This window comes from Pseudomonas sp. BNK-45 (genome assembly GCF_047456255.1).
Classification (GTDB): domain Bacteria; phylum Pseudomonadota; class Gammaproteobacteria; order Pseudomonadales; family Pseudomonadaceae; genus Aquipseudomonas.
This window is the reverse complement of the sequence record NZ_CP179909.1, coordinates 6,185,171-6,205,890: the sequence shown is the minus strand read 5'-3', so window position 1 is coordinate 6,205,890 and position 20,720 is coordinate 6,185,171. Positions and strand designations below refer to the sequence as shown.

The 20,720-nt window shown below is 64.1% G+C and carries 21 protein-coding genes; 9 read left to right on the top strand and 12 right to left on the bottom strand.

The features are described 5' to 3' along the window. Positions 1–62 precede the first annotated feature (62 nt). Positions 63–275 (top strand): hypothetical protein, encoded by a 213-nt coding sequence (locus ACMGG8_RS28165; protein WP_060837831.1) that lies wholly within the window; start codon positions 63–65, stop codon positions 273–275. Between the two features lie 69 nt (positions 276–344). Here the strand turns inward: ACMGG8_RS28165 and ACMGG8_RS28160 are convergent, their stop codons facing one another. The 7 genes from ACMGG8_RS28160 to ACMGG8_RS28130 form a co-directional block, all read right to left on the bottom strand. Further along, entirely contained in the window at positions 345–1,109 is a 765-nt protein-coding gene (locus ACMGG8_RS28160) for an ABC transporter ATP-binding protein (RefSeq protein WP_060837832.1), read from the bottom strand. A gap of 13 nt (positions 1,110–1,122) precedes the next feature. Continuing rightward, complete coding sequence (locus ACMGG8_RS28155) at positions 1,123–2,241, bottom strand: succinylglutamate desuccinylase/aspartoacylase family protein (RefSeq protein WP_060837833.1); 1,119 nt, start codon at positions 2,239–2,241, stop codon at positions 1,123–1,125. Positions 2,242–2,265: 24 nt separating this feature from the next. Then, positions 2,266–2,976, bottom strand: a complete 711-nt coding sequence (locus ACMGG8_RS28150) for an ABC transporter permease (protein ID WP_016965526.1) — start codon at positions 2,974–2,976, stop codon at positions 2,266–2,268. Further along, positions 2,973–3,701: an ABC transporter permease gene (locus ACMGG8_RS28145; protein WP_060837834.1), complete on the bottom strand. Its 729-nt coding sequence runs from the start codon at positions 3,699–3,701 to the stop codon at positions 2,973–2,975. The genes ACMGG8_RS28150 and ACMGG8_RS28145 overlap by 4 nt, the downstream gene beginning before the upstream one ends. A gap of 56 nt (positions 3,702–3,757) precedes the next feature. Next, entirely contained in the window at positions 3,758–4,540 is a 783-nt protein-coding gene (locus ACMGG8_RS28140) for a transporter substrate-binding domain-containing protein (protein ID WP_060837835.1), read from the bottom strand. A gap of 330 nt (positions 4,541–4,870) precedes the next feature. Then, positions 4,871–7,312, bottom strand: coding sequence for a penicillin acylase family protein (locus ACMGG8_RS28135; RefSeq protein ID WP_414158817.1), 2,442 nt, complete (start codon positions 7,310–7,312; stop codon positions 4,871–4,873). Positions 7,313–7,545: 233 nt separating this feature from the next. Further along, positions 7,546–8,187, bottom strand: coding sequence for a glutathione binding-like protein (locus tag ACMGG8_RS28130; RefSeq protein ID WP_060837837.1), 642 nt, complete (start codon positions 8,185–8,187; stop codon positions 7,546–7,548). 141 nt (positions 8,188–8,328) lie between these two features. Here ACMGG8_RS28130 and ACMGG8_RS28125 point away from each other — a divergent pair, with 141 nt between their 5' ends. Further along, on the top strand, positions 8,329–8,904 hold the full coding sequence (locus ACMGG8_RS28125; protein ID WP_414158816.1) for a cysteine hydrolase family protein: 576 nt from the start codon (positions 8,329–8,331) through the stop codon (positions 8,902–8,904). Between the two features lie 36 nt (positions 8,905–8,940). Here ACMGG8_RS28125 and ACMGG8_RS28120 read toward each other — a convergent pair whose 3' ends face one another. The 4 genes from ACMGG8_RS28120 to ACMGG8_RS28105 are packed head-to-tail and all read right to left on the bottom strand — an operon-like array spanning position 8,941 to position 10,667. After that, positions 8,941–9,141 carry an SEC-C metal-binding domain-containing protein gene (locus tag ACMGG8_RS28120; RefSeq protein ID WP_007923047.1) on the bottom strand — a complete coding sequence of 67 codons (201 nt, stop codon included), beginning with the start codon at positions 9,139–9,141 and terminating at the stop codon, positions 8,941–8,943. 6 nt (positions 9,142–9,147) lie between these two features. Then, positions 9,148–9,633: an LEA type 2 family protein gene (locus tag ACMGG8_RS28115; protein ID WP_414158815.1), complete on the bottom strand. Its 486-nt coding sequence runs from the start codon at positions 9,631–9,633 to the stop codon at positions 9,148–9,150. A 55-nt stretch (positions 9,634–9,688) separates the two neighbouring features. Then, positions 9,689–10,165, bottom strand: coding sequence for a YchJ family protein (locus tag ACMGG8_RS28110; RefSeq protein WP_060837839.1), 477 nt, complete (start codon positions 10,163–10,165; stop codon positions 9,689–9,691). A 4-nt stretch (positions 10,166–10,169) separates the two neighbouring features. After that, positions 10,170–10,667 (bottom strand): DUF6231 family protein, encoded by a 498-nt coding sequence (locus ACMGG8_RS28105; RefSeq protein ID WP_060837840.1) that lies wholly within the window; start codon positions 10,665–10,667, stop codon positions 10,170–10,172. 190 nt (positions 10,668–10,857) lie between these two features. Between ACMGG8_RS28105 and ACMGG8_RS28100 the strand changes: the two genes are divergently transcribed. The 3 genes from ACMGG8_RS28100 to ACMGG8_RS28090 all read left to right on the top strand — a co-directional run bounded on the left by ACMGG8_RS28100 (position 10,858) and on the right by ACMGG8_RS28090 (position 12,827). Next, positions 10,858–11,547, top strand: a complete 690-nt coding sequence (locus ACMGG8_RS28100; RefSeq protein WP_060837841.1) for an OmpA family protein — start codon at positions 10,858–10,860, stop codon at positions 11,545–11,547. A 247-nt stretch (positions 11,548–11,794) separates the two neighbouring features. Then, a complete protein-coding gene (locus ACMGG8_RS28095; RefSeq protein WP_060837842.1) occupies positions 11,795–12,076 on the top strand; it encodes a DUF1145 domain-containing protein in 282 nt (93 codons plus the stop codon). Beyond that, positions 12,069–12,827 carry a hypothetical protein gene (locus tag ACMGG8_RS28090; RefSeq protein ID WP_060837843.1) on the top strand — a complete coding sequence of 253 codons (759 nt, stop codon included), beginning with the start codon at positions 12,069–12,071 and terminating at the stop codon, positions 12,825–12,827. Before ACMGG8_RS28095 ends, ACMGG8_RS28090 begins: the two co-directional genes overlap by 8 nt. Positions 12,828–12,884: 57 nt before the next feature. Here the strand turns inward: ACMGG8_RS28090 and ACMGG8_RS28085 are convergent, their stop codons facing one another. After that, complete coding sequence (locus ACMGG8_RS28085) at positions 12,885–13,349, bottom strand: CopD family protein (RefSeq protein WP_060837844.1); 465 nt, start codon at positions 13,347–13,349, stop codon at positions 12,885–12,887. A 99-nt stretch (positions 13,350–13,448) separates the two neighbouring features. Here ACMGG8_RS28085 and dinG point away from each other — a divergent pair, with 99 nt between their 5' ends. The 4 genes from dinG (at position 13,449) to ACMGG8_RS28065 (ending at position 20,714) form a co-directional block, all read left to right on the top strand. After that, the gene (gene dinG / locus ACMGG8_RS28080) at positions 13,449–15,593 is read left to right on the top strand and encodes an ATP-dependent DNA helicase DinG (RefSeq protein ID WP_060837845.1); all 2,145 of its coding nucleotides are present in this window, start codon (positions 13,449–13,451) and stop codon (positions 15,591–15,593) included. A 93-nt stretch (positions 15,594–15,686) separates the two neighbouring features. Further along, positions 15,687–18,077: a beta-galactosidase gene (locus tag ACMGG8_RS28075; RefSeq protein ID WP_414158814.1), complete on the top strand. Its 2,391-nt coding sequence runs from the start codon at positions 15,687–15,689 to the stop codon at positions 18,075–18,077. A 112-nt stretch (positions 18,078–18,189) separates the two neighbouring features. Further along, on the top strand, positions 18,190–19,335 hold the full coding sequence (locus tag ACMGG8_RS28070) for a serine hydrolase domain-containing protein (RefSeq protein WP_108544553.1): 1,146 nt from the start codon (positions 18,190–18,192) through the stop codon (positions 19,333–19,335). A gap of 140 nt (positions 19,336–19,475) precedes the next feature. Further along, entirely contained in the window at positions 19,476–20,714 is a 1,239-nt protein-coding gene (locus ACMGG8_RS28065; protein WP_060837848.1) for an OmpA family protein, read from the top strand. Positions 20,715–20,720: the final 6 nt, after the last annotated feature.

The following is a 20,720-nucleotide window of genomic DNA, read 5'->3' as shown; positions in this document are numbered from 1 at the left end:
CACTCTATTGGGTGTATTTCCGGTATGCGCAAGGCATGCCGGGCCCAGCTCAGGAGTGCCCCATGAAGATAGATCCGCGAATCAGCGCCACCTTGGCCCAGCTGGAACCCAATCAGGTCGGGCTCTTGGCCTGGACCCTACTGGCCCATCCGTCCGCCGAGATGGCGGGTGGCATTCCCGGTCAGCCTGACCCGGATACCCCGCAACCCCTTGACCCCCAGGAACCAGGCGAGCCCACCTTGCCCGACGAGCCGCCACCCGCACCCGTGGCCTGAGCCGGCCCGTCGCCGCTCGACGCCCCGCCCGCGGCAAGCCGGTGCGGACGGGAGCGTCGTAGCGGGTCGCTACTTCAGATTGCCACTGAGGAACTGCTGCAGGCGCTCGCTTTTCGGGTTGCCCAGCACGTCCTCCGGGGCGCCTTCTTCTTCCACCAGGCCCTTGTGCAGAAACAGCACCTGGCTCGACACCTTGCGTGCAAAGCTCATTTCGTGGGTGACCATGATCATGGTCCGGCCTTCTTCGGCCAGGCCCTGGATCACCTTGAGCACCTCGCCCACCAGTTCCGGGTCCAGGGCCGAGGTCGGTTCGTCGAACAGCATGACTTCCGGCTCCATGGCCAATGCCCGGGCGATGGCCACCCGCTGCTGCTGGCCGCCGGACAGGAACGCCGGGTACTGGCCGGCGACGCGGGCCGGCAGACCGACCTTGTCCAGGTAGCGCCGGGCCCGCTCTTCGGCGTCCTTGGTGCTGATCCCCAGCACCCGGCGCGGGGCCATGGTGATGTTTTCCAGCACGGTCATGTGGCTCCACAGGTTGAAATGCTGGAACACCATCGCCAGGCGCGTGCGGATCCGCTGCAATTCGGCAGGATCGGCCACATGCATGCCGTGACGGTCGCTGACCATGCGGATCTGCTGGCCATCCAGGCTCATGGCGCCGTCGTCCGGGGTTTCGAGAAAGTTGATGCAACGTAGAAAGGTGCTTTTGCCCGAGCCACTGGCGCCGATCAGGCTGATCACGTCGCCGGTCTTGGCCTTGAGCGACACACCTTTGAGCACTTCATTGTCGCCATAGCATTTATGCAGGCCTTCAACGGTCAATTTGTACATGGGGCTTGCATCCTCAAGGCGAAAGTAGATAGCCGCTGCGATAGGCTTCGCGGCCGGCGACATGGGCGATCACCATGCCGGCGGTGGCCATGCGCCGCAGCGAGCGGGCATACAGGAGCCCGGCGTTGTTGCAATGGATAGGGGTGACCCGGTCGTGGATCGGGTCGATGATTTCAGCCACCTGCTGTCCGGCTTGCAGGTATTCCCCCGGCAGTGCGGTGAACACCAGCAGCCCGCCCACCGGCGTTGCTACCGGTTCCACTCCCGCCAGCGGCGTGGCCGGGAAGGGCAGTTCAGGCAAGGGCGGCGCCTCGGCGGCGATGGCACCGAAATGGGTCAGGTAATCGAGCATGGCCTGGCAGTCGAGACGGGCCAGGCCATGATTGACGTCGCCCTGGCCGCGCAGTTCGACGGTGACCGCGAAGCTGCCGGTGGGAATGGCAAAGCGCTCGCCGAAGCGCTGTTGCAGTTGCCACCACAGCAGGCTGAAGCACTCATCGAACGACCAGGCCGCCGAGTCGGTGGCCAGCAGGCAGGCTTCGGCGCCGATGTAGCGGGCCAGGGGCTCGACCTGCGGCCAGGCTTCGGGGGTGGTGTACAGGTGCGCCACGGCTTCGAAGTCGCAATGCAGGTCCAGCACCATGTCGGCGTCGCAGGCCAGCCGTTGCAGGGTCAAGCGCAGGGATTGCAGTTGCGTCTCGGGGCGTTGCCGGGCCAGGGCGTCGGCCAGGTGCCGACGCACCAGATCGAGGTTGTGCCGGGGGTCGTGATTGAGCAGTCCTTCGACGGCGTTGCCCACCTCTTCGCTGAGATCGACGAAGCCGCGATTGAAGTTCTGCCCACTCTCCAACTGATAGCGACCCAGGGGCACGTCCATCAGTATCTGCTCCAGGCCTACCGGGTTGGCCACCGGCACCAGAACGATTTCATGCCGCAGGCGACCTTCGGCTTCCAGTTCCGTCAGGCGCTGCTTGAGGTGCCAGGCCACCAGCATGCCGGGCAGTTCATCGGCATGCAGGGACGACTGGATGTAGATCTTGCCCGCGGCCTGGGTGGGGCCGAAATGAAAGCTGTGGACCTGGCGCGCGGTGCCCGGCAAGGGGGCGAGCAGGTCGTGGATCTCGTGGCGCATTGACGGTTATTCCTGCTGCAAGTCCTAGTGGGTCGGTCCGAGGAAGGCCAGCCAGCGGCGCTCGGCGAGACGGAACAGGCCCACCAGGGTGAAGGTCACGCACAGGTAGATGAGGGCGGCGATGCCGAACGACTGAAAGGTCAGGAAGGTCGCCGAGTTGGCGTCCCGGGCGATTTTCAGAATGTCGGGAATGGTCGCGGTAAAGGCCACCGTGGTGGAGTGCAGCATCAGGATCACTTCGTTGCTGTAGTAAGGCAGCGAGCGGCGCAGGGCCGAGGGCATGATCACGTAGGCATACAGCTTCCAGCCGCTCAGGCCGTAGGCCTTGGCCGCTTCGACTTCGCCGTGGGCCATGCTGCGAATGGCCCCGGCGAAAATCTCCGTGGTGTAGGCGCAGGTATTCAGGGCGAAGGCGAGGATGGTGCAGTTCATCGCGTCACGAAAGAACGCATCCAGCAGCGGTTGCGCGCGGATCGCGGCGATGCTGTAGATCCCGGTGTAGCAGATCAGCAGCTGGATATAGAGCGGCGTGCCGCGAAACAGGTAGGTGTAGAACTGCACTGGCCAGCGGATGTAGCGCTTGGGCGAAACCCGGGCGATGGACAGCGGGATCGACACCAGGAAACCGATGCAGATCGACGCCGTGAGCAGCCACATGGTCATGGCCAGCCCGGTCATGTGGTAACCGTCGCTGTAGAGGAAGGGACGCCAGTATTCCTGCAGGAGTTCGATCATCGCACGGCCTCCCGGGCGCCGGCGGCGTAACGCCGTTCAAGTTTGCGCAGGACAAAGTTGGAGGCACTGGTGATCAGCAGATAGATCAGCGCCGCCAGGACCAGAAAGTAGAACAGCTGATAGGTGCTCTTGCCGGCGTCCTGGGCGGCCTTGACCAGATCGGCCAGGCCGATGATCGATACCAGGGCCGTGGCCTTGAGCATCACCATCCAGTTGTTGCCGATGCCCGGCAGGGCGAAGCGCATCATCTGCGGGAAGACCACGAAGCGAAAGCGCTGGCCGCGTTTCAGGCCATAGGCGGTGGCTGCTTCCACCTGGCCCCGGGGCACGGCAAGGATCGCCCCGCGAAAGGTTTCGGTGAAATAGGCGCCATAGATGAAACCCAGGGTGATCACCCCGGCGCTGAAGGGGTTGATCTCGATGTATTCCCACTCCATGAAGTCGGTGAAGGAGGTCAGCCAGGTCTGCAGGCTGTAGAAAATCAGCAGCATCAGCACCAGGTCCGGCACGCCGCGGATCAGGGTGGTGTAGAGCTGGGCCGGAATCCGTAGCAAGGCCATGCTGGAGAGTTTGGCGCTGGCGCCGATCAGGCCGAGCAGGACGCTGACCAGAAGCGACAACACCGACAATTTGATGGTCATCCAGGTGCCTTCCAGCAGCAGGGGGCCGAAACCCTTCAGGCTGAATGCGGAAAGCCCCAGGTTTTTTAGAAGTTCTTCGAGCATCGATCAGTGACCCGTAGCGATAAAAAAGGCGCCCATCGAGGATGGGCGCCGACAGGTTATTTACCGCTGTAGAGGTTCAGGTCACCGAAGTGTTTTTTCTGGATGGTGGCGTAGGTGCCATCATCGTGTAACGCTTTGATACCTTTATCCAGGAGCGCTTTCAGCTCTTTGTTACCTTTCGAGATACCGACGGCGGTCTTGGCCGGCAGCAAGGGGTCTTCCACCGGCTTGCTGACTTCGTAGTCCGCGCCCTGTGGCGATTTGAGGAAGCCCAGCTCGGCTTGCAGCATGTCCTGAATCGAGGCGTCCAGGCGCCCGGAGGTCAGGTCGGCGTAGACCTGGTCCTGGTTCTGATAGGCCTGGGTCTTGACCCCGGCCTTGTCCAGCACGGCCTTGGCATAGGCTTCCTGAATGGTGCCCTGCTCGTAGCCGACGGTCTTGCCCTTGAGCGTGGCGGTGTCCGCGCTCAGGCCCGAGCCCTTCTTGAACACGAACGAGGTGGGGCCGGAGAACAGCTCGTTGGAGAAGTCGATGACTTTTTCACGGGCCGGGGTAACGGTCATGGAAGAGATCACACCGTCGAACTTATTGGCCTTGAGGCCGGGAATCATGCCGTCGAAGTCACTTTCGACCCATTTGCACTTGACCTTCAGCTCGGCGCAGATGGCGTTGCCCAGGTCGATGTCGAAGCCCACCAGGCTGCCGTCGGCGGCCTTGGATTCGAAGGGGGCATAGGACGGGTCGACGCCAAAGCGCAGTTCCTTGTATTCCTTGGCCAGCGCGGAGCCGGCGGCCATGCAAAGAGCCAGTGCAGAAAGGGTCAGCAATGCTTTTTTCATTATTCAATCCCTAAGAACCAATATGAGCGCTTGTGGCGCATGAGTACTGTTACTGGAACGCATAAGACATATTGAAAGTAGCAATTTCCGAACCAGAGTCCCGAACAAGTGTTTTAAACCGTTGGCAGGTGTCGGTGTCAGGGGCGGCGTGCGCTCAAGTGGGGCGTGTTTTGGGGCGGGCGCCAATAAGGTGCAAGGTGCGCGGTTGATCGCGGCAGGCGCTGGCTTGGGCATCACGCTGGCGCGTCATGCCCTCGGCGGGGGCGGGCTGTTCGTTTTGGGGCAGGCCCGCTTGCACCGGATGGGCAAGCGGGTGGCAGGGCCAGGCGCTTACTTGCCCGGGACCAGGGTCAGACGGGTCTTGCCGTAGCTGCGTTCAAAGTTTTGCGGTTGCATCGGGAAGCTCAGGTACTGGGCCTTGAGCCAGCCGTCGATGCCATTGGCGTAGTTCGGGCTCACCGGGTTGCTGGATTGGCCACTGCTGTTGAGGCCCATCAACGGCTCGCTCAGCGCGAAGTCGACGATGAAACGCAGGGCCGGGGTCGTGGTGATGGCAAAGTCCTGTCCCCAGCGATAGCCGGCGCTGTTGACGGTGTTCTGGTCGCCACCGGCCTGCAAGGGACCGCGTATCGCCTGGCCACTGTTGTTGGTCCAACGGTAGCTGTGCAACTTGCCCCACTGCCAGGCCTTGCGGTCCGTGCCCAGCAGTTGCTCGCCTGAACTGATGGCCGCCGCCAGGCTGCGGGCGATAATGGCCGGCTTGTCCTCTTTTTGCCCGTTCCGCGCGTCGCCCCAGAACGGGCTGTCTTCGCGGCTCAGAAGATGGTCGGCCTGGGCCGAATAGGACAGGCCCGCATTGGCAACGAACGCCTGCCAGGCAACGCCGGGCTCCGGACCGAGCTGTTTGAGGAAGGTCTGCTTGGCGCTTTCCTGGAGGAACAGTTCGTAGAGCGCGGCGTCGGCAGAGCCGGCAGTGAGCTTGCCGTCGAACGCCATCAGCCGGCTGTAGGCTTCCCGGGCCTTGGCGCGGTCTGCCTCGGGCAGGGTGTCAATGGCGTTTTTCAGCGGCTGGGCCATGCCCGGCGCCTCGAACATCTTTTTCAACTTGGCCGCGAACAGGGTGGTCTGGTCGTACTGCAGGGCAATCAGGCTGCGGTTGTCCTGCTTGCCGCCAGACAGCAATTGCCCGATGCGCTCGGCCCGCTCCGGCGCCTCCCAGGAGTTGGACAGCTGCATGCCGTAACCGCGGGAGATGACCCGCTGATTGGCGGTGGCGATCCAGCCTTGGGGCGGGTCCTGGTCATAAGGGTGGAGCATCGGATCGGCATAGCCATCCCAGTCATAGCGTCCATCCCAGCCGGGAGACGGCAGCAGGCCTTCGCCTTCGCGGCGGTTGGGGAAGCGTCCGGTGACCTGCCAGCCGATGTTGCTGGCATCGGCATAGACCATATTCAGGGCAATGGCGCGAATCTCGCGGCTGGCGTCGGAGGCTTTCTCCACATTCTGTGCCCGTGACAGATCGAAGAACGCATCCAGGCTCTTGTCGTCCTTGAGCTCCGGCATTTGCAGCGCCACGCCGTAGCCACTGTCCAGGGCATTGTTGGCGTTGATCCCCAGGGCGCTGTTGAGCAGCGGACCGTGGCGGGTTTCGTACACGGCTTCGCGAATCGGCCGCTGGCCTTTGACGAAGTAGGTCTCGTTGCGAACGATGACCGGCTGCCATTTTCCGTTGTTCTGGTAGTACAGGGCATTGCCCTGGCGCTTGAGTTTTTCCAGGAACAGGTCCTGGTTGTCGCCCATCGCCGAGCTCATGCTCCAGGCCAGCTTGCCGTTGAACCCTTGCAGAATGGCCGGTAAACCGGCGATCGAGGCCCCGGCCGCCTGATATTTCGGTGCGCGGATCTGTACGTAGTACCAGGCACCGATCTGGCTGTCGCTGGCCAGCAGGCTGCGACCGCTGCGAGCGCGCTGCGGGGCGACGGCCAGGTTGCTGCCGGCGGTGACGCCCAGGGAGTTGAGGGTCGACATCTGCTTGGCGGCCAGGCTGAGCTCGCTCAAACCCGGCACATACAATGCCAGCCCCTTGAGCTTGTCGGCCTCGGCCATGGGCAGCGGCTCATCGGGGTAGCTCGGGGTCAGCCAGGGCAGTTTGTCGCTGCCGACCCTTTGCGCCAGTACCAGGCTGTTGATCTCTTCCAGCAGATTGGCCGACTGGCCGAAATTCAGCAGGCAGAAGATCAGTGCCGAGTCTTCGGCCTTCCAGTATTCAGGAATGTAGCCACGGGCGGCGAGGTCTGGCGGCAGCTTGTCGCGGTAGCGGAACAGGTAGGCGTTGACCCCCCGGGCGTAGACCTCGAAGAAGCGCTTGATCCGTGGCGACGAGGCCTTGTACAGCTCGTCGGCGCTTTTCTTCAGGTTTACCGCGCGCATCAGGCGGTCGACATCCAGCGCCTCGGCGCCGGACATCTCTGCCAGGCGGCCCTGAGCCAGCAGGCGCAGGGTGACCATTTCGCCGATGCGGTCGCTGGCATGCACGTAGCCCAGGGTGAACAGCGCGTCATGGAAACTGTTGCTTTCGATCAGCGGCACGCCCACGGCGTTGCGGCGCACGGAGACGTTCTGGGCCAGGCCCTTGAGGGGCTGCACGCCAGAGGTCGGGGGCAGGCTGTTCTGCGAGTTCCAGGATTGGCAACCGGCCAGGCTCAGGGCACCGGCCACAGCCGCGGCAACGCCGAGCCGGGGAAGAAAATGTGAAAGGGCTGGCGAGGCCATGGTCAAGCTCCTGCGGGGGGTAACGTCGATAAAGGCGCTACGTTAGTGAGCAGGCGAGTGCCGCGCAAGCGGGGGCGGGAGGTATTTCTTGAAGGCGCTGCAAATAGCCATCGCCGGCCCTTCGGCCGCGGCCAAAGCACGCAGGAGCCGGCTAGTGGGCGAACAGGTCCTGGCGCCTGGCCTTGGAGCTTGCGGACGCCTTCGCTGGCAAGTCGGCTCCCGCAAGGCGAGGTTCAGATGGCGGGATTGACCTGCTCGACCAGGGCATAGGCCCGTTCAGTGGCCGGTCGGGCCTGGATGCTGTTGAACCAGCGATGCAGATGCGGGAAGTCCTCGAGTTTCTGGCTCTGCTTCTTGTACGAAGCGATCCAGGGGTAGATCGCCATGTCGGCAATGCTGTAGGTGCTGCCCGCGACGAACGCGCGGTCCGCCAGGCGTCGGTCCAGCACGCCGTACAGGCGCGCAGTCTCATCCACGTAGCGCTTGATGGCGTAGGGGACTTTTTCCGGGGCGGCGTGGCTGAAATGATGATTCTGCCCGGCCATCGGTCCCAGCCCGCCCATCTGCCAGAACAGCCATTGCAGGGTTTCCTGGCGCCCGCGCAGATCCTGGGGCAGGAACTGGCCGGTCTTTTCCGCAAGGTAGAGGAGGATCGCGCCGGACTCGAACAGCGACAGCGGCTGGCCGCCATCGGCGGGTTGCGGATCGACGATGGCCGGAATGCGGTTGTTCGGGGCGATCTTCAGGAACTCGGGCTTGAACTGTTCACCCAGGCCGATGTTCACCGGGTGCAGGGTGTAGGGCAGGCCGGCCTCTTCGAGGAACAGGGTGATCTTGTGGCCGTTGGGGGTGGTCCAGTAATACAGGTCGATCATGCAGTGCTCCAATTGGAATGTATCCGTACGTTATGGACAGCCAATGCCGGCATGAGGTCGTCCTGTTTGCCCTCGATGGCTTGCCTGAATAGGCATGTGATGCTCAAGTGCATCGAATTCAATGACCGCACCGGAGAAAATATGCCCCTTTCGGCCAGCACTGCACTGATGCTCATCGACCAGCAGCAAGGCATCCTCGAGCCCCGGCTCGGGCCGCGCAACAACCCCGAGGCGGAGGCACGCATGCTTGAGCTGCTGGCTCACTGGCGGGCCCGCGCTTGGCCGGTGATTCATGTGCAGCACCTGTCGCGCTCCCGGGACTCGGTGTTCTGGCCTGGGCAATCCGGGGTGGAATTTCAGCCGCGCTTTCGTCCCCAGGACGGCGAGTGGCTGATTCGCAAGCAGGTGCCGGATGCGTTTTGTGCCAACCCGCTGGAAGCGGATTTACGCCGGGAAGGGATTACGGGGCTGGTGATGGTCGGTGTCGCCACCAACAACTCGGTGGAGTCGACGGCGCGCACCGCAGGCAACCTGGGTTTTGCGGTATGGGTGGTGGCCGATGCCTGCTACACCTTCGACAAGCCCGACTTTGCCGGTCGGGCCCGTACTGCCGAGGAGGTGCATGCCATGTCGCTGGCCAATCTGCAGGGCGAGTACGCCACGGTCCTGAGCCAGGAGCGGCTCCTGGCCGGGGAGGCCGGGCAGTGTTGCCGCTGACGGCGTAGCGCCCTGGCAGCCCGGCCTGCGCTCAGATCAAGCGCCGTGGCACTTCTTGAACTTCTTGCTGCTGCCGCAAGGGCAAGGATCGTTGCGGCCGACGTCTTTCAGCGCGTTGCGGACCGGCTCCTGGTGCGCGTGGTTGCAGTGCGGGCCGTGAACATGGCCATGGTCGTGATCGTGATGGTCATGATCGTGGTTGCAGTCAGGGCCATGGACATGAGGTTGCTGGGTCATTGCGGGTTACTCCGGAATAAAATCGCCGGGAATTATCACGCCATTGCGCTTCAGGTGCACGTCCTTGCCGATGAATAATCCGATTTCCAGTTCGCCTTCCAGGCGATAGGGAATGGGGTGTTCAGGCTTGCGCAGCAGTTTCACCACGTCGCGGATTTGCGGCCAGAGGTTGGTGCGCACCGGCACCTTGAACAAGCGGCTGCTGTGGGGCGAGACGGTGAACCAGTGTTCGTGCTCGCCCTCGCTGAGCAGGAAGCGCTGCAGATAGACCCGGTAGGTCAGGCGGCGCACGGTCAGGTCGCTGTCGTTGGGGTTGTCCACCCGCAGGTGCAGGGTGAAGCGCTGTTCCAGCAGATTGGCCTTGACCACCTCGACTTTCACCAGATGCACCGCGGGGTCCAGTTCCTCCTCGGTGAACCAGGACACGCACCCCGACAGGCTCAGCAGTCCGAGCAGGCAGAGGGTTCGCAGGACGCGCAGTTCACCGATCATTGCAAGACTCCCTTTGAATTCCCCGGGCCCGTCCTGGGCCTGGGGCATTCCCGGTTCAGCGGGTGAAGTAGCTGGCGCAGCACTTCTTGAATTTTTGCCCGCTGCCGCAAGGGCAGGCGTCGTTGCGCCCGGCGTTCAGCGGCACCGTCGGATCGATGAAATACCAGCGTCCCTGGTTCTGCACGAAGGATGACCGCTCACGGTGGCTGTGCTCGCCCTGGCTGTCGTGCCAGCGCGCGGTGAAGGTGACGAAGGCATGCTCCGGCTGGCCACCGAAGACCTCCGAGCTCTCCACTTGCAGCCCCAGCCAGGTGCTTTGCGCACTCCATTCGCTGATGGACTGGCGATCCAGGCCGGCCTGCTGCACCGGCAGGGTCGTGGCCAGCAGGTAATCCACCTGGCCCAGCACATAGGCGCTGTAGCGCGAACGCATCAGGGCCTCGGCGCAGGGCGCGGGATGGCCGGCATGGTAGTGGCCGCAGCAGGCATCCAGGAGGTTGCCGCTGCCGCAGGGACAAATCGAGGCGCTCATCGTGTTACCACCAATACTTTCCAAAGTTCTCCGGGTTCGCCCAGAAGCGTGAATTGAGCCAGTCGGGCACCTGTTTGTATTCAAGCAGATCATAGGTAAACAGGGTCAGTACCTGCTGTTCCCGCTGGAAGCGTTCGCTGGCCTGCAGGGCCAGGGAGAAAAAATCGGTTTCCTGCCAGCCGCAGGCGGACAGGTCGGCCAGTACCGCAATCCGACTGGCATTGAGGTTGCGGATGCCCCCCAGCAGGTTCAGGCCGTCGCGCTTGGGCAAATGCTCCAGGCAGTCCACCGCCAGGGCCAGGTCGAAACGCCGGGCCGCCAGTTCCGCGGGCAAGGGGCCGGGCGCTGCCTGGGCGACCTGAGTGCCGGGGTGGGCTTCCTTGAAGGCCGTCAGGGCCGGGAAGTCGCTGGCGCCGATCAGCAGCAGCTGTTGCGGTGCATAGCGATCCAGCAGGGCCGCCAGGGCCTGCTGGGGTGTACGAGTAGAAATGCCGGCGCTCATCTTAGCTCCTCGATCAGAACGCCCAAGACTAGCGTGCCGCCACCTTCGGGCCTAGAGCGGTTCACCACTTATTGCGCGAGGTTCCCGTGTTTACGGGGTGAAAACGGCGCTGGCCTACTGCTGGCGCAGATCAATGCCGGGGTCTTTACTCCGTGAATCGGCCTTGAGCCGATCCCTCAGGAGAAATCAGATGAGCATCATTCGGACGGCAGTACCCTTGGTTCTGTTAACCAGTGTGTTGACTGGTTGTGCAGGTTTGCAGAAAACCGACTGGCCGATCTGCGCCGCGGTGGGCGGTGTCACGGGCGCGGCGCTGGGCGCCACCGAAAGCTCCTCGTGGGCGGGCGGTGGCGCATTGCTGGTCGGTGGCCTGGCCGGCGCCTATTGCTGGGTAAAAGGTGATGGCGACGAGGACGGCGATGGTGTGCCGGACAGCCGTGACAAGTGCCCACATACCCCAAGGGGCGTGAAGGTCGATGCCAACGGCTGCCCACCACCGCCACCCGTGGTGGAAGAGGTGGTAGTGGTCAAGGAAGAAACCATCGTCATTCGCGATGTGTACTTCCATTTCGACTCGGCCAAGCTGACCGAAGCCGACAAGTCCAAGCTCAACACCATCGTCACCCGCCTGAAACAGGAGGCGCCGAGCGCGCAACTGCGAGTGACCGGCCACACCGACAGCGTCGGCAGCGACGCCTACAACCAGAAACTCTCGGACAAGCGTGCCCACTCGGTGGTGGAGTACCTGATCAGCAACGGCATTCCACGCAACAGCTTCGTCTCGGTGACCGGCGCGGGTGAAAGCAAGCCGGTGGCGGACAACAAGACCGCCGAAGGCCGAGCCATGAACCGTCGCACGGAGATTCAGATCAACCGCTGAAACCTAGACCTGCGCGGCGTGACTGCCGCGCAGGGTCGTTTCGGCTTCCGGCTCCGGGCGTTGTTGATAAGGCCGGCGCTGGTCTTCTCCTGGGTCTCGATGCGTCCGCCGAGTTCGGCCGTGGCAGGCGATCCTCGCCGATCGAGGGGCTAAACAGAGCCTTCGGGAAGAATTTTCATCCTCCTCTGGCGTCCCCCCGGGATAAGTCGTTACTGTGCGCGCAAAGAATAATTCACGAGGGGAGCGTATGAAGTTCTTGTGGGGGATGGGTAAGTTTCTGACCTTGGTTTTTTGGCTGGTGGTGCTGATCAATCTGGCCAAGCCATTGATCAATCCATTGCACCTGCTGGTGAATCTGGCGGGCAGTCTGTTGCTGTTGACCCATCTGCTGGAACTGCTGCTGTTCAACGGCAGCCTCAAGGACCGTCCGCATCCCTGGCGTGATCGTTGGCAAATCCTGCTGGTGGGCATCTTCCACCTGCAAACCCTTCCCGCTGCTGTTCCTGCTGTCGAGACCGATCATGCGTAAGCTCTGCCTGCTGGCCCTGTTCTGCAGTCCCCTGGCCGTGGCCCAGGTGGTGCAGGTCGAAAGCAACTCCTTCATGCGCCTGCCCAATACCGCCAGCACCCTGCAGCTGGAGCGCCTCGATGTGGCGGACTACGGCACCTTGCTGATTCCGGCCAATGTCACCGAGCTCAAGGTCGAGGAGCTGCACCTGGGACGTGAGGCGCGCATCGCCATCGTGCCGACCGGGCAAAGCCTGCAATTGCGGGTCCAGCGTGCGCAGTTGGACAGCGGCAGCCAGATCAGCTCCCGCGGCGCGCCGGGCACCTATGAAAAGGCGCCCAAGCCGGGGCGCAATCTGAACCTGCGGTTCGAATCCCTGAAGGCCGAGACCTTGTCGGTGGACGCTCGAGGCGGTGCCGGTGTTCCCGGCTATGTCGGCCTCGACGGCGCCAATGGCCAGGAGCCGGGGTGCACCTGGGGCCAGGCCGGGCGCGGCGCCGATGGTGACAACGGCGGCGACGGACGACCCGGGGCGGCGGGCGCCCAGGTCCGGCTCGAGTTGCCCCGCGACTTCCCCGGCGAGCGGATCAAGGTGCTGGTCGATGGCGGTGCCGGTGGCCTGGCCGGTGCCGGAGGCAAGCCGGGGGCCGGGGGCAAGTCCAAGGGCTGCCTGGTGTATCGCACCGACGGCGGCAAGAGCGGTCGTCCCGGCGCCCAAGGCCAGCCAGGGCCGGCGGGAGAAGCCGGCACGCTGACGGTCCAGCGTTTGTAACAGCGGCCTTGAGGCCGCGCTTTCCCAGTCGCCCGCTCCTGTAGCGGGCGCTTGCTTTCAGAAGGTCGGCCGGGCCGCGGCCAGGGCCACCAGCACCAGGCCGATGATCAGGTTGCTGCCCACCAGCCGGCGGATCTTGCCCAGCGCCGCGGCGCCAGCGGGCCAATCCTCGGCGGCCAGCGCCTTGCGCAGCTCCGGCAGTTGCAGGGACTGGATGCGAATGAACAGGGCGGTCATCACCAGATACAGCCCCATCATGATCTGCACATACTTGGGCGCGGTTTCAAAGCCGCTGAAGCGCAAATGCAGCAGGCCGATACCGCTGATCGGCAACAGCACCACGGCCAGCCATACCCAGACGAAAAAGCGCGGAAACACCTGGGCCCACAGCTTCAGCCGTGCGGGGCCTTCCAGAGCGACCACGGCCGCGGGGCGCAGGACCATCCAGGCGAAGAACATGCCGCCGACCCAAACCAGGGCGGCCAGCACATGCAGGGTGTAGGCAAGGGCGAAAGGGGTCATTCGGGTACTCCGTTCTGCGCGGGATGAATTAGCGGGGTATGATAGCGGCCGATTCGAACCACTGAAAATTTATCCAGCGTTTTGTGCGCCCGAAAAACCATGATCAGCAACGAACTCAAAACCACGATCCAGGGCGCCTATTCGCGTTTTCTCGAAGCCAAGAGCCTCAAGCCGCGTTATGGCCAGCGCCTGATGATCGCCGAAGTGGCCAAGGTCCTGGGTGATATCGACACCGACGACGAAGGCCGGCGCAGTGGCGACCCGGCGGTGGTCGCGGTGGAAGCCGGCACCGGTACCGGCAAGACCGTGGCCTACAGCCTGGCGGCGATTCCCACGGCCAAGGCCGCCGGCAAGCGCCTGGTGATCGCCACCGCCACCGTCGCCCTGCAGGAGCAGATCGTCTACAAGGACCTGCCCGACCTGATGCGCAACAGCGGGCTGAACTTCAGCTTCTCCCTGGCCAAGGGGCGGGGGCGCTACATGTGCCTGTCCAAGCTCGACATGCTGCTCCAGGAAGGCCACGCCCAGACCGCCACGGCCCAGCTGTTCGAGGAGGAAGGCTTCAAGATCGAAGTGGATGAAGCCAGCCAGAAGCTGTTCACCAGCATGATCGAGAAGCTCGCCGGCAATAAATGGGACGGTGACCGCGACAGCTGGCCCACGGCCCTGGAAGACGCCGACTGGGCGCGCCTGACCACCGACCACAGCCAGTGCACCAACCGCCATTGCCCGAACTTCGGCCAGTGCGCCTTCTACAAGGCCCGCGAAGGCATGGGCAAGGTGGACGTGATCGTCACCAACCACGACATGGTCCTGGCCGACCTGGCCCTGGGCGGCGGCGCCGTGCTGCCGGACCCGCGCGACACCCTTTATGTGTTCGACGAAGGCCACCACCTGCCGGACAAGGCCATTGGCCACTTTGCCCATTACACCCGGCTGCGCTCCACCGCCGACTGGCTGGAGCAGACCGCCAAGAACCTCACCAAGCTGCTGGCCCAGCATCCGCTGCCCGGGGACCTGGGGCGCCTGATCGAGCAGGTGCCGGAGCTGGCGCGGGAGATCAAGACCCAGCAGCAGTTCATGTTCAGCGCCTGCGAGCAGATCGCCGACTTCAAGACCGGCGAAGACATGGAGGGCCGCGAACGGCCGCGCCATCGCTTCGTCGGCGGGCTGATCCCCGAGCACATGCGCGAGATGGGCATCGAGCTGAAGAAGGGCTTCTCCCGTCTGACCGACCTGTTCACCCGCCTCACCGAGCTGCTCAAGGAAGGCATGGATGGCGAGGTCAATATCGGCATCGCCAGCAACCAGGCCGAAGAGTGGTACCCGCTGTTTGGCAGCCTGCTGGCGCGGGCCTCGGGCAACTGGGAGTTGTGGACCGCATTCACCGTCGAGGACCCGGAAGACAACCCGCCCATGGCTCGCTGGCTGACCCTGGCCGAGAGCGGCTCGCTGTTCGACATCGAGGTCAACGCCAGCCCGATCCTTGCCGCGGAGATGCTCCGGCGCAATCTGTGGAACGTGGCCTACGGCGCCCTGGTGACCTCGGCGACCCTGACCGCCCTGGGCACCTTCGACCGTTTCCGCATGCGCGCCGGCCTGCCGAAGAAAGCCGTGACCGCCGTGGTGCCCAGCCCCTTCCATCACGCGGATGCCGGGGTACTGCGGGTGCCCGACCTGCGGGCCGATCCGCGGGATGCGCCGGCGCATACCGCGGCGATCATTCGCGACCTGCCGCAACTGGTGGAAGGTTCCCGCGGCACCCTGGTGCTGTTCTCCTCGCGCAAACAGATGCAGGACGTGTTCGACGGCCTGGATCGCGACTGGCGCAAGCAGGTGTTCATCCAGGGCAACCTGTCCAAGCAGGAAACCCTGAACAAGCACAAGGCCCGGGTCGACGGTGGCGATTCCAGCGTGCTGTTCGGGCTGGCGAGCTTTGCCGAAGGGGTGGACCTGCCCGGTGCCTACTGTGAGCACGTGGTGATCGCCAAGATCCCGTTCTCGGTGCCGGACGATCCGGTGGAAGCGGCGCTGGCGGAGTGGATCGAGGCCCGGGGCGGCAATCCGTTCATGGAGATCTCGGTGCCGGACGCCTCCCTCAAGCTGGTCCAGGCCTGCGGTCGCCTGCTGCGCACCGAACAGGACCGCGGCACCATCACCCTGCTGGACCGCCGTCTGGTCACCCAGCGCTACGGCAAGGCTATCCTCAATGCCTTGCCGCCATTTCGCCGAGAAATATCTTGAGCACGGCGCGCACCTTTGCGCGCCGTGCTGTCTATTTCACGTCACCGCTTCAGCACCGGCCGTTCATCGGCCTTTAGGGAGAGCCAGGTTCATATGATTCGCCGTTCGTTGCCCACTGTATTTGCCCTGTTGTTTGCCGCGCCCGTACTGGCGGCCCCAGCCGGACAACAGACGCTGTTCAACTTTGTCCGACCTGCTGCCGTGGTGCAGGTGGCGACACAAGATGCCAGCCTGCCGCAGTCCAACGCGGAGCAGACGGCCGAGGGAGAAGTGCTGCGGCGGATCACCTTCAACCCCACCGCCAAGCCGAGCCTGAGCCTGACGCCACAGAGCGGCGCCTGGGACTGGTCGCAGTCGGGGATGATGAGCCTGCGCATCCAGAGTGCGATGAACTGGGCCCTGACGCTCTACGTGACCATTCAGAGCAACGACGGCAAGACCCTGGTCAGCCGCGTCGACCTGCCCGCCGGTCCGGCGCAGACCCTGCTGGTGCCCCTGGTGGCCAGCGGCCCCCTGAGCCAGGGCATGAAGGCCGCTCCGCCGATGCCGATGACCGTGGACGGCCAGCGCATTCTGCTGGCCAGTAGCGAAGGGCAACTGGACCGCAGTCAGGTGGTGTCGGTCACCCTGTCCCTGGATAACCCCAAGGCGACCCAGAGCATCCTCCTCGAACGCTTCGGCGTGCTGGACGGTGAGGGCGTGGTCAAGGCGGTCTACGGTTCGCTGGTGGATGGCTACGGTCAATCGACCCGGGCCCGCTGGCCGGAAAAAGTCAGCAGCGATGATCAGCTCAAGGCGGCCGATGCCAGGGAGCAGCAACAGCTCAAGGGCTGGCTCGGCGAGCGGGAAAAGGCGCCGCTGGACAAGTTCGGCGGCTCAAGCCTGGGCCCGGACTTCAAGGCCAGCGGCTTCTTCCGCACGGAAAAACGCGATGGCCGCTGGTTCCTGGTCACCCCACAGGGGCATCCGTTCTACTCCCTGGGGGTCAACACCGTGGCCGCGGACAACAGTCAGACCTATGTCGCCGGGCGCGAGTGGATGTTCAGTGCCTTGCCCAAGGACGACGAGCCCCTGGCCGCCTATTACGGCGAGGGCGACAACCGCGGGGGCAACGGTGCCGACCAGGGGCGTGGCTATAACGCCGGCCGCTGGTACGACTTCTACCGGGCCAACCTGCAACGCACGTATGGCAAGCCCTGCACCCACGATGACCCGGCGGCGCAGCAGGCGGCCGCCAGCCAAGCCCAGCCTGTGGCTTCGGAGGCGGCCATTGCGTGCGCGCCGCCGGCGTTTGATGAGAAGCGCTGGGTCGCTCACACCCTGGATCGTCTGCAGGCCTGGGGATTCAACACCATTGGCAACTGGAGCGCGCCGGCCCTGGGGCTGGCCGACCGTGTGCCCTACACCGTGCCGCTGTCCATCGTCGGCGACTACGCCAGCATCAGCACCGGCAGCGATTGGTGGGGTGGCATGCCCGATCCCTTCGACCCGCGCTTTGCCATGGCCACCGAGCGCGCGGTGGCCATTGCCGCCCGCGATCACCGCGACGATCCCTGGCTGATCGGCTACTTTGCCGACAACGAACTGGCCTGGGCCGGTCCGGGTGACGATCCTAAAGCCCGCTATGCCCTGGCCTACGGCACGTTGCGCCTGACCACCGACGTCCCGGCCAAGCGGGCCTTCCTCAAGCAACTGCGGGACAAGTACCGCAATCAGGCGGGCCTGTCGAAAGCCTGGGGCATCGACCTGCCGGCCTGGGAACTGATGGAAGACCCGGGCTTTGTGCCGCCGTTGCCGAGCCCCGAGCACCCGGAAATCGAGGCTGACTTCAAGTATTTCCAGAAAGTCTTTGCCGAGACTTATTTCAAGACCATCGCCGATTCGTTGAAGTGGCATGCCCCCAATCATCTGCTGCTGGGCGGTCGTTTTGCCGTCAGCAACCCCGAAGCGGTGGCCGCCTGCGCCCAGTACTGCGACGTCTTGAGTTTCAACCTCTACACCCTCAAGCCTCAGGACGGTCAGGACTTTGCCTATCTGCGCAGCCTGGACAAGCCGGTGCTGGTGACCGAATTCAACTTCGGCTCCCGGGATCGTGGTCCGTTCTGGGGCGGTGTGACCGAACTGGCCCGGGAAGAGGAGCGTGGCCCGGCCTACGCCAACTTCCTCAAGCAGGCGCTGAGCGAGCCGTCGATCGTCGGTGTGCATTGGTTCCAGTATCTGGACCAGCCCGTGACCGGGCGCCTGCTGGACGGTGAAAACGGACATTTTGGTCTGGTGGGCATTACCGATGTGCCGTTTCAGGGCTTTGTCGACACGGTGCGCAAGAGCAACCTGCAGGCGCTTGAGCAATTGGCCAAGGAAGCGCAGAAGGCTCAGGCGCAACAGGCCGGTGCCGCCGCACAGGGCGCCGGTGACGCCGGCCAGGCGCACGGCGCCAGGGACAGCGGCGTGCATGCCGGTGGTCACGCCGCCAACGGTCACTGATCGGGCGGGGGCTCTGGCGCCATGAGCGCAGCCCCGCCGGCTGTTCCCAAATCCGTTACGGGCTGGAACAATGCGCGCCTCGTTGTCGAGCAAATGTGCTGGGGGAGTCAGGGTGCAGATTCAGGGTCATTACGAACTTAAATTCGAGGCGGTACGCGAAGCTTTCGCGGCATTGTTCGAGGATCCCCAGGAGCGCGGCGCGGCACTGTGCATCCAGATCGGTGGCGAAACCGTCATCGACCTCTGGGCCGGCACCGCCGACAAGGATGGCGCCGAGGCCTGGCACAGCGACACCATCGCCAACCTGTTCTCCTGCACCAAGACCTTCACCGCAGTCACCGCGCTGCAACTGGTGGCCGAAGGCAAGCTCAAGCTGGATGCGCCAGTGGCCGATTACTGGCCGGCGTTCGCCGCCTCGGGCAAGGCGGCGATTACCCTGCGTCAGTTGCTCTGCCACCAGGCCGGGCTGCCGGCGCTGCGTGAGCTGCTGCCTGCCGAAGCCCTGTACGACTGGCAGACCATGGTGGATGCCCTGGCTGCAGAGCAGCCCTGGTGGACGCCGGGTGAAGGGCACGGTTACGCCGCCATCACCTATGGCTGGCTGGTGGGGGAACTGATCCGGCGGGCCGATGGCCGTGGCCCGGGGGAGTCGATCGTGGCCCGGGTGGCCAAGCCTTTGGGGCTGGATTTCCATGTGGGCCTGGCTGACGAGGAATTTCATCGGGTCGCGCATATCGCCCGGGGCAAGGGCAATGTCGGCGATGCCGCGGCCCAGCGCCTGTTGCAAGTGACCATGCGCGAGCCCACGGCGATGACCACCCGGGCCTTTACCAATCCGCCGTCTATCATGACCAGCACCAATAAACCCGAGTGGCGGCGCATGCAGCAGCCAGCGGCCAATGGCCATGGCAATGCCCGCAGTCTTGCCGGTTTCTACAGCGGCTTGCTGGACGGCAGTTTGCTGGAGGCCGACATGCTCGAGGAACTGACCCGTGAGCACAGCCTGGGCATGGACAAGACCTTGCTGACCCAGACCCGGTTTGGCCTGGGTTGCATGCTCGATCAGCCCCAGGTCGCCAATGCCACGTTCGGCCTGGGCGCCCGGGCATTTGGGCATCCGGGGGCGGGCGGCTCCATCGGATTTGCTGACCCGGAGCATGATGTGGCCTTCGGTTTTGTGACAAACACTCTGGGGCCTTATGTCTTGATGGATCCGCGGGCGCAGAAGCTGGTGCGGGTTTTGTCGGATTGTCTGTAAAAAGGTTGCTGTTAAGAACTTTTTTGCTTAAACATGCTGGAAAAGCTGCAGGCATGAACCCTGTGGCTTTTATAATTTCCAAGCGTCTGTTTGTAGCGGTTATTTAGACCGAATTTTTTATCTCATTTTGTGGATATCCCATGTCGTCAAACAAGTCTCTAGCCTTGGCCATCTGCCTGACCGTCACAGGTTGTGCACAAACCCCACAAAATGAAGCGGATGGCGGCCATTGGTGGTCGTTCGGGTCCGACAAGAGCAGCAGCAATCAAGCCCCGCAAGCGGCCGAGAAACCGGCCGCAGCCGAAGCGGCGCCTGCCGCTCCTGCGGGCAAACCGGCGGTAGCGGCCAAAGCCGCTGCGCCGGCACCTGCCGCCAAAGCCACCGCTTCTGCCAAACCTGCAGCGCCAGCCGGCAAAGCACCGGCCGCCGCCAAGCCCGCCGTTGCTGCGGCTGCCGAACCGGCGCCCGCCCCCGCTCCTGTGGCCGCCGCCCCAGCCGCGCCCGCCGCGAAGGCCGAAAGCAGCAGCTGGTGGTGGCCGTTCTCCTCCAAGGACTCGGCTGACAAGCCGGTCGCCGAAGCCAAGAAGGCCGAGCCGGCTCCCGCTCCGGCAGTGGCCAAGGCCGCGGATTCCGAGACTCACTGGTGGTGGCCGTTTGCCAAGAGCGAGCCCAAGCCTCTGAACAAAGTGAGTGTGGCGGACGTGCCGATGCCTGATCCGAAAATCACCCAGGCCTGGCTCGACGACTACGAGCCGCGCCTGCGTGAAGCGGTGAAGGACAGCAAGCTGCAAGTGGAACGTCGCGAAAACGTGCTGGTGGTCACCGCACTGGTCGACGCCTCCTTCAACCCGGATCGTCCGGCCATGCTGCTGCCTGTGACCCTGGGCCCGTTCACCCGCGTGGCCAAGGCGGTTGAAGGCGATCCCAAGACAGCGGTGCTGATCCTCGGGCATGCCGATGCGACCGGTCCGACCCTGGCCAACCAGAAGCTGAGCCGCGATCGTGCACAGTCCGTTGCGGCCATCTTCAGCCTCAGCGGCTTGAAGCAGGACCGCCTGATGCTGCGTGGCATGGGCGCAGTGATGCCGCGCGCCGCCAACGACAGCCCGCAGGGTCGTTCGCTGAACCGTCGTGTGGAAATCATGCTGACCCAGCGCAGCACCCTGTTGGGCCTGTTGAGCAAGTACAACCAGCCGACGCCATCGGAGACTGAAATGGTCGCCGTGCAGGACGCCAAGCCGCCTGTGCCAGCTGCAAGCGGCAAAAAGGCCGCAGCCCCGGCGAAGAAGTCCACCGTCGCCAAGAAGCCTGCCGCCAAGAAGGCTCCAGCGAAAAAAGCGGCAGCTCCGGCCAAGAAGGTCGCGCAAGCTAACAACTGATTCTCA